The organism is Ancylobacter defluvii (genome assembly GCF_018390605.1).
Lineage (GTDB): Bacteria > Pseudomonadota > Alphaproteobacteria > Rhizobiales > Xanthobacteraceae > Ancylobacter > Ancylobacter defluvii.
The window spans coordinates 18,705-30,184 of record NZ_JAHBGD010000014.1 but is presented as its reverse complement, the minus strand read 5'-3'; the positions used below and the strand labels follow the sequence as shown (position 1 = coordinate 30,184).

Below are 11,480 nucleotides of genomic sequence, written 5' to 3'. Positions count from 1 at the left end.
TCTATGCCGAACCGCGCACGCCCTTCGTCGCCGCCTTCGTCGGCGAGAACAACCGCATCCGCGGGCGTATCAGCGCTTTAGCCGATGGCCTCGCCATGCTCGAGACGCCCCTGGGTATGCTGAAGGGCAGAAACCCGACGGGCCTTGCAGTCGGCGAGGAGGCCCTACTCTTCGTACGCCCGGAATCCCTGAGATTGCATTCCAATGGCGCGACTGTCGGCTTCCAGGGCGAAACCACCGATGTCGCCTATGAGGGCAGCGTGACGCATGTGACCCTGCGGGTGCGCACCGGCCAGAAGATCACCGCCACCATCACGGGCGGTACCGTCGATGTGCCGACCAACAGCGAAGCCCTGCACGTGGGCTTCCAACCGCAGGACGGGCTTGTTCTCGCCCTCCAGGCCGGTCACTGACGGAATCCTGATCATGAGAAGCATCTATGTCATCATGCTGCTGCCGTTGGTCCTGATCGCGGCGTTCTGGCTCATCGCCAGGCTCGAAGGTCCGGCGGCATCAACGAGGCCCGGCTTTTTCCAGCGCAACGGGATTGGCATCGGCCTTTATCTCATCATTGCGGTCGGCTTCTGGGCCATCTTCATCATCATTCTGCCGATGGTCTATATGGTCGATCTGTCCTTCAGACCGAAGCTGCCGCCGGCCCAGATCGGCGGGCCGAAGGATGTCTACACGCTGGAGAACTACCGCTTCTTCCTGTTCGGCTCGACGACCTCGACGGCGAATTGGAACTGGATCCACATCAACGCCTTCTTCTCCACTATTGCGGCCAGCATCGTCATCACCCTGCTGAACTTTGTGATTTGCTACCCGCTCGCCTACCATATGGCGCAGTCGGCGAAGCTGGAGTCGCTGCGCGTCCTGCTCTTGCTGCTGATCATTCCCTATTGGGTCAATGACATTCTGCGCGCCTTCGCCCTGCGTGTGCTGCTCTCGACAGGCGGCGTCATCAACCAGGCGCTTGCAGGGCTGGGCCTCACCAGCGAGCCCATCGATTTCCTAGCGGCGAATGTCGGCCTCTACACCGGCCTCAGCTACGCCTATCTGCTGCTGATGATCTTCCCGCTCTACAACGCCATCGAGAGCCTCGACAAGAACCAGATCGAGGCCGCGCGTGATCTCGGCGCACCCTGGTGGCACATCCACACCTTCATCGTCATGCCGCACGCCAAGCCGGGCATCGCCTCGGGCTGCACGCTCGTCTTCATGCTGTGCACGGGCGCTGTCGCGACGCCGATGGTGCTGGGCGGACCGAGCACGTTGTGGTTCACGCCAATCGTCTATGACCGCTTCTACGAGCTGTTCAACTGGCCGCAGGGAGCCGCCTACGCCTTCCTTCTACTCATGGCATGCGTGCTCTTCGTGTTGACGGTGCTGCGCCTCACGGGCCTCAAGCTTGGAGAGATCGCCCGATGACCAGCGGTCGCTTTCAGCGGATCATGTTCGCGATCTATGTCGCGATGTTTTTCGCCTATCTGCTGGGGCCGCTGGTGGTGATGGCGATATCCGCCTTCAACACTCCGGAATATCCGCAGGTCTGGCCTCTTGAGGGGTTCACGACCGACTGGTTCGGCAGGCTGTTCGCCGATAACGACCTCATGGAGGGTTTTCGCACCAGCCTGTGGATCGGGCTGCTGGTGGTCTGCATCTCGGTGCCGATCGGGCTGGCCGGCGCCATCGTCATGACGCAAATCGCGACGACCGCGCGGTCGTTCTATTACCTCGTGGTGGTCTCGCCAGTGCTGACGCCCGGCGTCATCATCGGGATCTCCACCGTCGTATTCTGGCGCGAATTCACCCTGGTCACCGGGACACGGTTCCTCTACGACGGCATCATTCTGACCGTGCTCGGCCAGTCGAGCTTCATCTCGGCCTATTGCATGCTGATCGTTCTCGCCCGCCTGCAGCGCTTCGACCGCTCGCAGGAAGAGGCGGCACTCGACCTTGGCGCCTCCTATCCGCAGGTCTTCCTCCATATTCTGCTGCCCTATCTGAAGCCGGCTTTGTTCTCGGCAGCCGTGCTGGCTTTCCTCTCGTCGTTCGAGAACTACAACACCACCACGTTCGCTATCCTGTCGGACAAGTCGCTGACGACCGTGTTGGCCGGACGGGTGCGTCAGGGATCAACCCCCTCGATCAGCGCGCTCGCCACCCTCATCGTCGGCGTCACCATCGTCGCGGCCATTACCTATGAGGTGCTCAAGCGCCGCGACGACCGTCGCGCCCGCGAACGCCAGGTCGCCGCGATCAGGGCCGAAGAGGCGGAACTCAGCCTCGCGACCGCCCAATGACCGCAAGCACACCACCGAGCGAGGACGCATCCCATGTCGCCACCCGTTGACGCTGTCGCCAGCGACGAGAAGCTGCCCTCGCACGCCGACGTCGTCATCGTGGGCGCGGGTATCATCGGCGTCAGCGCCGCCTTCTATCTGGCGCGCAAGGGCAAGTCGGTGGTCGTCGTCGAGAAGGGCCGTGTCGGCGGCGAGCAGTCCAGCCGCAACTGGGGCTGGGTTCGCCAGCAGGGCCGGGCCCTGCCGGAAATGCCGCTGGCTATGGCAAGCCAGGATTTGTGGTCCAACCTCAATGCTGATCTCGGCGAGGACACCGGCTACCGTCGCACCGGCATGACCGTCGTCACCAAAGATCCGGCGGTGGTCGCCCAGTGGGAGGACATGCTGGAAAAGAAGCGCGCCTTCCAGACCCGCGGGCGCATATTGAGCGCCGCCGAGATGCGCAAACTGCTGCCCGGAACCACGGACAACTGGCTGGCCGGCCTGCACTCTCCCCTTGACGGCCTTGCCGAACCATCGATGGCAACCCCGGCAATGGCACGGGGCGCACGGAGGCTGGGCGCCATCATTGTTCAGAATTGCGCCGTGCGCGGCTGGGAGACCGCCGGCGGGGCGGTCTCGGCGGTCATTACCGAGCGTGGAGCGATCAAGACCGACGCCGTTCTGTGTGCCGGCGGTGCCTGGACCTCGATGCTGCTGCGCCATCAGGGCATCAGCCTGCCGCAGGCCGGCGTGTTCTCCTCGGTGTGCCGGACGGAGGCGGCGCCTGATATTTCGACAGAAACCGGCGGCGTCGGCAGCCCTGGCTTTTCGGTCCGCCGTCGCGCCGATGGCGGCTACACCGTCGCCATGCGCGGCACCGGCCGGGTCGATGTAACACCGCAGGGCATTCGCTATGCCGCCGATTTCCTACCCCTGCTTTTCACGATGGGGCGGGGCCTGACGATCCGCGCCGGCCGCTCCTTCTTCGCCGGCCCGGAGACGATGTCGCGCTGGCGCAACGATGCGATAACCCCCTTCGAACGGATGCGCGTGCTTGATCCCGCGCCTGAGACAAAAATCCTGGATAAGGCGATGTCGCAGTTCCGCGCGGCCTATCCCGCCCTCAAGGACGTGCGCGTCGCGCAGTCCTGGGGCGGCCTGATTGATTCCGTCCCGGACGCGGTTCCGGTCATTTCGGCGATCGAAGGCGCACCGGGGGTTTATGTTGCCACGGGTTTTAGCGGGCATGGCTTTGGCTTGGGACCTGCCGGCGGACGTCTTGCCGCCGATCTGGTGGCGGGCGACATGCCGCTGGTAGATCCTTCCCCCTTCCGCTATCAGCGCTTTTTCGACGGTACCCGTCACGAAGCTACCGTGTGGGTGTAGCGGCAGCAGCGCCCGACTGTGGGTATCGTCTGCCACGGATTGGCGCTCCAGCAGATGCGGCGCACCGGATGTTCTATCGTGTGCTGATCGGCCTGTCGGACGAACTCGACGTTCTGATCTCCCGGCATGCCAAGCCGCGGGAGACGCGCACGCTCTTCTCATCGAAGTCGATGCCGAAGACGTTGTCGCGCACATAGTCCACGCAGCGGTGCGGCTCGTAAAGAGGTGGCTCTATGCTGTTCACGGCCAAAAAGCACGCGGATGCTATCACGTTTTCCTGCGAAAATGCGATCCCGGAGATGAAGTAAGTGGCATGCTTGGCTTCGAGCAGCGCGGCCCGGTCACCCGTTTCATTGCAGGGCATAGGCTAGGTCGGACGAGCGAGGCCGATATAATCGGCTATCGCGGAAGCTACAGTTGCGAGGGCGGCCACTACCGTAGCCGATGCCACGAGCGTGGCTAGGAAGAACTCGCGCCTGCCCAGTTCGTGCCGGGTAACGACCGGCGTGCCATCCCAATAGAGCTGGCCGGTACTCTCGTCGATTCCAATAATTTCGAGCTGCGAAAGGTTCAATGGGCTGATGTGGGGGAGCCCAGCCAAGCTGACGGCTAAGTTCCTCATGGTATTGCTTCAGAAAATCGGTTTGGCTCTCTCCTGGTCGAATAGGGTCTATTTCTGGGTAGAGGTTCGACATCGGCCCCTTGGATATATGCGCGTGTCGACCGCCGATGATCGGCAATCGGTCGACCTGCAACGCGACGCCCTCATTGCCGCCGGCATCGACGAACGCCACCTGCATCACGACAAGGCCTCAGGGGCTCGTGACGATCGGCCCGGCTTGCTGTGCTGCCTCGCCTTCCTGCGCCCGGGTGATTGCCTGGTGGTGTGGAAGCTCGACCGGCTCGGCCGCTCATTGATCAACCTGCTCGCCATCGTCGAGGACCTCAAGCAGCGCGGCATCGCCTTTCGCTCGCTCACCGAGCAGATGGACACCACCACTCCGCATGGCGAGTTGCTGTTTTCGATCTTCGGCGCGCTGGCGCAGTTCGAGCGGGCGCTGACCCGCGAGCGAGTGATTGCCGGCCTTGCTGCCGCCAAGCGCCGGGGCCGGCGCGGCGGTCGCCCGCGTGCCATTGATGATGAAAAGCTGCAGCAGATCGTTGCCGCCCTCGATGCCGGCGCGTCCAAGGCCAGCGTGTGCCGCAGCTTCGGCGTCGCGCGCTCGACCCTCAGCGGCGCCATGGGGCGGGTCGACCAGGCCCCAAGCCTCGTTCGGCAGGGAGGCGTGTGATGACCGATCGCCAACACGCCATTGCCGCACTCAACGACCAGCTGTGCAGCGCCCTGCCCACGGGCAGCGTCATGCTGACGCCCGGCATTCGGGCCCTCCCCGTGCAAACGCAGCTGCAGGTGCTCGCCAGGGTTCGCGCGTTCAACGACTTCTCGGCCGACAACGACCCTTATGGCGAGCACGATTTCGGCTCCATCGATCATGCCGACGCCGGCCGTATCTTCTGGAAGATCGACTATTACGACGCCACGCTCACCGCCGGCAGCCCCGACTCCGCCGACCCGATAGTGACCCGCCGCCTTCTCACCGTCATGCTCGCCGAGGAGTATTGAAGGACGTCGCTCGCGGTGCGAGTGGCGCCCGCACAGGTGCGATGGGACATCGTCTTTCCGTAGCCGATGGCCCGGCCGCCTAGCGAGCGCCGGTAGATATGTCGGTCCTCAGTTCGCGAGAAAAGAGTCGCGTAATGTTCGAGTGCGAGCACGGCCGGCACCGCCTCGCGGCACATGTATTCGATGGCGTCCTGATCGCTGAGCCAGTCCGAGCCTTCGACGGTATCGTGCATGTGAAACCAGCAGTCATCGCGGCGTTCCTGTTTCCGAGTGGGGTGGTCATTCCCCGTTGAGCGGCGACGGTGTGGCTGGGCGTGGGGAAACACCCGGTAACGCCGGCGGTTTCAAGCAAGAGGCCACCATGCCCGGGCCAGCGCGCAATCGCCAGCGCCTGCGATCACGCCGTCGTTGAAGTGGTCCGTGATCCCACAAGAACCCATTGCCGTGCTCCTGCGTCAACCACCAGCGCTCTGGCCACCATCGACATGGAGGATCTCGCCAGTCACGAAGGGCGCGTTCTCGAGATAGAGGACCGCTCCGACGATATCTGCGATGTCGCCCATGTGGCCGATCGGGTGCATCCGGTCGAGTGCCGCATATGTTTCGGGCGCATGCATGGGAGTACGAATGATGCCGGGCGACACGGCGTTCACTCGTATGCCTCGCCCGGCATATTCGATGGCCAGTGATCGCGTTGCCGCGTTGAGGCCACCCTTGGTCAACGCCGCCAGGCCGGCGGGAACGCTCGAACTCGCCCGTTCGGCAAGCGTCGTCGTGATCTGGACTACATGTCCAGTCTGTCGCTTCTCCATCTCCCCAAGCGCGCACTGAGTGATGTGGAAGAAGCCGGCCATGTTGACCGCGAGGACGGTGGCGTAGTCGGCCTCGGTATATTGCGTGAAAGGCTTGGCGATGAAGATACCGGCATTGTTGACCAGTGTATCGATGCGCCCGAATTGCGCCATTCCCTCAGATATCGTGCGCTCGGCGGTGTCCCGCTCAGCAATGTCGCCGGCGATCGTGAGGATGTCGGGATCGTCTGAGGGCGCGATCATGCGCGCCGTCGCGATGACCCTGTAGCCGATCTCGCGATAGGCACCGACCAGTGCGGCACCCATCCCGCGGGATGCGCCGGTGATCACGGCGACCTTCCTGTCCATGTTACCGTCCTCACAGGCCAATCCGGCCGACATAGTGACCAAGCCGCGTCTCGATATCACCGGGCGTGTGGAAGCCAAGGTCCATCAGATTCCGGATGCGTTGCTGCGCCGCCGGCCGATTGAGGGAACGGAGAAAGGCATCCCACTCTGGCGCGATATCGGAGTCCGCCGGGAGGCTGGCGACGTTCACCAGCTTTTTGGTTTCCACCAGTGCCTGCCGGTCGAAACTCGCGATGCGGGTCGCGAGGGCGTCGACGAAGTCGTCGAGCTTCGCGTCGGGGAACGATCGGTTGACATAGCCGTAGCGCTCGGCGAGTTCGCCGTCGATATCGTCTGCGCCGAGCAGCACCTCGAGCGCGCGCCCACGCCCCATGAGGCGCGGCAGCCGTGCCATGGGACCGCCTCCCGGCACCAGGCCGGCGCCGACCTCCCACTGCGACAGCACTGCCTTTTCGCGGCTCGCAAAGCGCATGTCACTGGCGAGCGCGAGTTCGCTGCCGACACCGGTTGCCCGCCCACGGATCTTGGCGATCGAGACGACCGGCGCACGGCTTATGCGAACCAGAAGGTCCGGCAGTTGCTGAAGGCCCGTCGGTCCGGGCGGCAGGCCCAGAGTCTCCTGCGGATCCGCAAGAAAATTGTAATGCGTGATGAAGAAGCCCTCAACCGAACTGTCGAAGACCACCACTTTCACCTCGGGATCCGTCTCCAGCGCCTCGACCATCGCCCTCAACGAGGGAAGGCTCTCAGGACCGAAGATATTCAGCGGCGGGTTGGAAAATATAACACGCCAATATGCGGCGGACCGGCGGTCGATCTGAATGAAATTTCCGGACATTTGTGCCTCCGTGCTGATGGATGTGATGCACGAACTAGGTGGCAGACAATAATCCCGGACTCTATGGTCCCAACGTATCGACGACACCTTGGTATTGCCGTCGGCCGTTCCGCCCTGCGCAACCGGCTTGGACGGGATGTGACGCGCCGGGTTTGACGCATCGTCGTTGCCGGAAGGACGCGATGCCGCAAGCTAAGGGGCCGGCTCGCGCTCCCGAACCAGAAGCATCCTTCGCGCGAGCGGTTTCCCCATCTCCGACCCGTAGCCTCCGGGATGTGCTGCGATGGCATCGGCGCGCTGTCGTCGGATCCAGCCGGGCGCCACCGATATCAAAGTATCGCCAATACCAACGTGCAATCGCCACTCCGGTCCGACGGTCCGAACATCAAATGCGAAACCTGCTCGTTCAGCCGCGAGACGGCTGCAGAGGAGAACCGCCATGTTCGAAACGCCACTCATCCTCACTCGGCGCGATGTCCTCATCGCAGCCGCCGTCACCGGAGTCGTCGCCATGATGCCCTCGCCGCTCTCTGCCGAAACCGGCACCATCAAGCCGTTCCGGGTGCATGTTCCGGAGGAGGCAATCGCTGATCTCCGTCGCCGCATCGCTGCCACGCGCTGGCCGACGCCGGAACTGGTGGCGGATGCCACTCAAGGCGTGCAATTGGCGACCATGAAGACGCTCGCCAAATATTGGGAGACCGAGCACGACTGGCGAAGGGTCGAGGCGCGGCTCAACAGCTTGCCGATGTTCACCACCGAGATCGACGGGCTCGACATTCATTTCATCCATGTACGCTCGAAGCACGCGGGTGCGCTTCCCCTGATGATCACCCATGGTTGGCCCGGCTCCGTCATCGAGCAGATGAAGGTCATCGGCCCGCTAACCGATCCTCTCGCTCACGGAGGCACGGCGGACGACGCGTTCGACGTCGTCATCCCCTCGCTGCCTGGCCACGGCTTCTCCGCCAAGCCAACTGTCACCGGGTGGGACCCGCAACGGATCGCCCGAGCCTGGACGACGCTGATGAAGCGCTTGGGATATACGCGCTTCGTTGCCCAAGGCGGCGATTGGGGCGATGCCGTATCAGAACAGATGGCCGTCCAGGCGCCGCCGGAGTTGGTCGCCATTCACACCAACATGCCGGCGACGGTGCCCAGCGACATCGCGGCGGCTCTCGCGAACGGCGGCCCGGCGCCGGCAGGTCTTTCGCCGGATGAAGCGAATGCCTACGCGCAGCTCGATTTCTTCTACAAACATGGACTTGGCTATGCGCAGGAGATGGCGAACCGCCCGCAGACGCTTTATGCGCTCGATGATTCGCCGATTGGCCTCGCCGCCTGGATGCTGGATCACGACGCGCGCAGCTATGACCTCGTCGTCCGCGTATTTGAGGGGGCGAACGAAGGACTGACACGCGACGATATCCTCGACAACATCTCACTCTACTGGTTCACCGGCACGGCGGTCTCGTCGGCTCGGCTATATTGGGAAAACAAGCTCGCTTTCTTCGCCCCCAAGAACATCGCCATACCGGTGGCCGTCAGCGTGTTCCCCGACGAGATCTACGCGGCACCGAAGAGTTGGGCCGAAAAGGCCTTTCCCAAGCTCATCCACTTCAACCGGCTGGCCAAGGGCGGGCACTTCGCCGCCTGGGAGCAGCCGGCGGCGTTCACCGCCGAGTTGCGCGCAGCCTTCCGGCCGCTGCGTTCGTAAGCCTCCGCGTACCGCCAACAGACCCGAACCCACCCCCTTCCTTCCATTTGCTTCCTCAAGGGAGACATGTCCATGAATCCGCAGAACAAGCTGCTCTACACCGCCAAGGTCCGCACGACCGGAGGACGCGAAGGAGGCACGTCGCGCAGTTCCGACGGCAATCTCGACCTGCGTATCTCCCCTCCCGGCGGCCACGGTACCGGGACCAACCCGGAGCAGCTCTTCGCAGCTGGCTGGTCCACATGCTTCGAGAGCGCGATCGGCATCGCCGCTCGCAAGGGCAAGATCACGCTGCCATCCGGCCTCTTCATCGACGCGGAAGTCGATCTCAGCCTGGTCGACGGCTTCTACACCCTGAGCGCCCGGCTCGATGTCCATGTCCCCGGCGTACCGCGGGACGTCGCGCAGGCGCTCGTCGACGAGGCTCACACCCTCTGCCCCTATTCGCGCGCCACCCACGGCAACATCAGCGTCGCAACGATGGTGACCGTCTGACGGCCATCAATGCGAGGTGAGGAGGATGATCGATGATCTGTTCATCAACGGGCGAACCCATCGATTCCGGTCGCCGCCGCTTCATCGGCGCGACGGTCGCGATAGCCGCCGCGGCCGAACTCGGCATGCCGCCGATCGCCTTCGCGCAGTCTCGCGATGCGTCGTTCGGACGCGTCCGGCAAGTCGAAGCCGGAGCGCTGAGCATCGGTTACGTCGAGACCGGCGCGCGGGACGTCCCGGCCGTGATCCTGCTCCATGGTTGGCCCTATGACATCCACAGCTATGCCGAGGTCGCCCAGATCCTGGCAGCCGGGGGCTTCCGGGTGATCGTGCCATTCCTGCGCGGCTACGGCTCGACACGCTTTCTGGACGACGCGGCGCCGCGCAATGGACAGCAGGTCGCGTTGGCGATGGACGTGCTGGCATTGATGGACGCTCTGCGGATTCCGAGCGCGATCATCGGCGGCTATGACTGGGGCGCGCGCACCGCCGACATCGTGGCGGCGGTTTTTCCGACACGCTGCACCGCGCTGGTCTCCGTCAGCGGCTATCTCATCGGCAGCCAGGCAGCGAACCGACGCCCACTTTCCCCATCGGCAGAACTGGCGTGGTGGTACCAATACTACTTCGCCACCGAGCGAGGCTGGGCCGGTTACGCGGCCAATACGAGCGACTTCGCCCGCCTGATCTGGCGTATGGCATCGCCGCGATGGATGTTCGATGACGCGACCTTCACCCGTTCCGCGCCGGCATTCAACAACCCGGACCACGTCGCCATCGTCATCCATAACTACCGCTGGCGTCTTGGGCTGGCCGAGGGCGAGCCGCAATACGACGCCATGGAGGAGGCGCTCGCGGCGGCACCGCCGATCTCCGTGCCGACCATAACTATGGAAGGCGACGCGAACGGCGCCCCGCACCCCCGGCCCGAAGACTACGCCGCGAAGTTCACCGGCCGCTATGAGCACCGGACGGTCTCCGGCGGCATTGGGCACAACCTACCGCAGGAGGCCCCGCAGGCTTTCGCGCAAGCTGTCGTCGATTTGAGCCGGAGGTGATCGGTATGACGCTCTCAACGACCTACAACACCATCGAAATCAACGACCTGCCGATCTTCTACCGCGAGGCTGGCCGTCGCGACAGCCCGACGCTACTGCTGCTTCACGGGCTTCCGTCGTCATCGCGCATGTACGAACCCCTGTTGCAGCGCCTTGCGGATCGCTACCGGCTCATCGCTCCCGACTATCCCGGCTTCGGGCACAGTGCCTGTCCGTCCCCCTCCGAGTTTGCGTACACCTTCGATCACCTCGCCGAGATCATGACGGCGTTTGCCGACGAGTTGGGCCTTTCCCGCTACAGTCTCTTCATGCAGGACTATGGCGGTCCGGTCGGATTTCGGATGGTAATGGCGCATCCTGACCGGACGGACGCGCTGATCATCCAGAACGCGGTGGCTCACGAGACGGGCCTCAGTCATCTCTGGGGTCCCCGGCGCGCGTTCTGGGCCGACCGCGCGGCTCACGAGGTGGAACTCCGCCGCAACCTGTTTTCGCTGGAGGCCACCCGCCGGCGTCACGTCGGCAGCGATCCCCGGATCGAGCGTTACGATCCCGATCTGTGGACCGATGAGTTCGCCTTCCTGGGCCGGCCGGGGCAGGAAAATATCCAGACCGAGCTGTTTTATGACTATCGCTCGAACGTCGCCGCCTATCCCTTCTGGCAGGAATGGCTGCGCCGCAACCAGCCGCGGCTTCTGGTCATCTGGGGCAGACATGACCCCTCCTTCGACCTCTCCGAGCCCGAATCCTATCGGCGCGATGTGCCCGAGGCCGACATTCACATTCTCGATGCCGGCCACTTCGCCCTCGATACGGCTGCGGATGAGGTCGCAGCACTCGTCCGCAGCTTTCTAGGAACGGTTGGCGCCAGTGCGCCGCAGGTCACCTACCCGCAATGATCTGACTTTCAATCG

Annotated in this window: 14 protein-coding genes; 10 read left to right on the top strand and 4 right to left on the bottom strand. The window is 63.8% G+C overall.

The window, feature by feature from the left end; all coding sequences use genetic code 11:
• The 4 genes from KHC24_RS11100 to KHC24_RS11085 form a co-directional block, all read left to right on the top strand.
• A partial coding sequence (locus KHC24_RS11100) for a TOBE domain-containing protein (protein ID WP_213363342.1) occupies positions 1-413 on the top strand: 413 nt, incomplete at its 5' end.
• 13 nt (positions 414-426) lie between these two features.
• Positions 427-1,431 (top strand): ABC transporter permease, encoded by a 1,005-nt coding sequence (locus tag KHC24_RS11095; RefSeq protein WP_213363341.1) that lies wholly within the window; start codon positions 427-429, stop codon positions 1,429-1,431.
• Positions 1,428-2,306, top strand: a complete 879-nt coding sequence (locus KHC24_RS11090; RefSeq protein WP_213363340.1) for an ABC transporter permease — start codon at positions 1,428-1,430, stop codon at positions 2,304-2,306. The genes KHC24_RS11095 and KHC24_RS11090 overlap by 4 nt, the downstream gene beginning before the upstream one ends.
• 33 nt (positions 2,307-2,339) lie before the next feature.
• On the top strand, positions 2,340-3,674 hold the full coding sequence (locus KHC24_RS11085; protein WP_213363339.1) for an NAD(P)/FAD-dependent oxidoreductase: 1,335 nt from the start codon (positions 2,340-2,342) through the stop codon (positions 3,672-3,674).
• A 73-nt stretch (positions 3,675-3,747) separates the two neighbouring features.
• Here the strand turns inward: KHC24_RS11085 and KHC24_RS11080 are convergent, their stop codons facing one another.
• Entirely contained in the window at positions 3,748-4,038 is a 291-nt protein-coding gene (locus tag KHC24_RS11080; protein WP_213363338.1) for a hypothetical protein, read from the bottom strand.
• A gap of 346 nt (positions 4,039-4,384) precedes the next feature.
• Here KHC24_RS11080 and KHC24_RS11075 point away from each other — a divergent pair, with 346 nt between their 5' ends.
• Both KHC24_RS11075 and KHC24_RS11070 read left to right on the top strand, forming a co-directional pair.
• Complete coding sequence (locus KHC24_RS11075; protein WP_213363337.1) at positions 4,385-4,966, top strand: recombinase family protein; 582 nt, start codon at positions 4,385-4,387, stop codon at positions 4,964-4,966.
• On the top strand, positions 4,966-5,298 hold the full coding sequence (locus KHC24_RS11070) for a DUF3768 domain-containing protein (RefSeq protein WP_213363336.1): 333 nt from the start codon (positions 4,966-4,968) through the stop codon (positions 5,296-5,298). The genes KHC24_RS11075 and KHC24_RS11070 overlap by 1 nt, the downstream gene beginning before the upstream one ends.
• Here the strand turns inward: KHC24_RS11070 and KHC24_RS25630 are convergent.
• The 3 genes from KHC24_RS25630 to KHC24_RS11055 all read right to left on the bottom strand — a co-directional run bounded on the left by KHC24_RS25630 (position 5,205) and on the right by KHC24_RS11055 (position 7,296).
• Positions 5,205-5,624: an FAD-binding protein gene (locus tag KHC24_RS25630; protein WP_213363335.1), complete on the bottom strand. Its 420-nt coding sequence runs from the start codon at positions 5,622-5,624 to the stop codon at positions 5,205-5,207. The two genes, KHC24_RS11070 and KHC24_RS25630, sit on opposite strands and share 94 nt — an antisense overlap.
• 129 nt (positions 5,625-5,753) lie before the next feature.
• The gene (locus tag KHC24_RS11060; protein ID WP_213363334.1) at positions 5,754-6,458 is read right to left on the bottom strand and encodes an SDR family NAD(P)-dependent oxidoreductase; all 705 of its coding nucleotides are present in this window, start codon (positions 6,456-6,458) and stop codon (positions 5,754-5,756) included.
• Between the two features lie 10 nt (positions 6,459-6,468).
• Positions 6,469-7,296 carry an enoyl-CoA hydratase/isomerase family protein gene (locus KHC24_RS11055; protein WP_213363333.1) on the bottom strand — a complete coding sequence of 276 codons (828 nt, stop codon included), beginning with the start codon at positions 7,294-7,296 and terminating at the stop codon, positions 6,469-6,471.
• Positions 7,297-7,810: 514 nt separating this feature from the next.
• Between KHC24_RS11055 and KHC24_RS11050 the strand changes: the two genes are divergently transcribed.
• The 4 genes from KHC24_RS11050 (at position 7,811) to KHC24_RS11035 (ending at position 11,465) form a co-directional block, all read left to right on the top strand.
• Complete coding sequence (locus KHC24_RS11050; protein ID WP_373878567.1) at positions 7,811-9,013, top strand: epoxide hydrolase family protein; 1,203 nt, start codon at positions 7,811-7,813, stop codon at positions 9,011-9,013.
• A 72-nt stretch (positions 9,014-9,085) separates the two neighbouring features.
• The gene (locus tag KHC24_RS11045) at positions 9,086-9,508 is read left to right on the top strand and encodes an organic hydroperoxide resistance protein (RefSeq protein ID WP_213363332.1); all 423 of its coding nucleotides are present in this window, start codon (positions 9,086-9,088) and stop codon (positions 9,506-9,508) included.
• Between the two features lie 32 nt (positions 9,509-9,540).
• On the top strand, positions 9,541-10,566 hold the full coding sequence (locus KHC24_RS11040) for an alpha/beta fold hydrolase (protein WP_213363331.1): 1,026 nt from the start codon (positions 9,541-9,543) through the stop codon (positions 10,564-10,566).
• Between the two features lie 5 nt (positions 10,567-10,571).
• A complete protein-coding gene (locus KHC24_RS11035) occupies positions 10,572-11,465 on the top strand; it encodes an alpha/beta fold hydrolase (protein WP_213363330.1) in 894 nt (297 codons plus the stop codon).
• Positions 11,466-11,480: the final 15 nt, after the last annotated feature.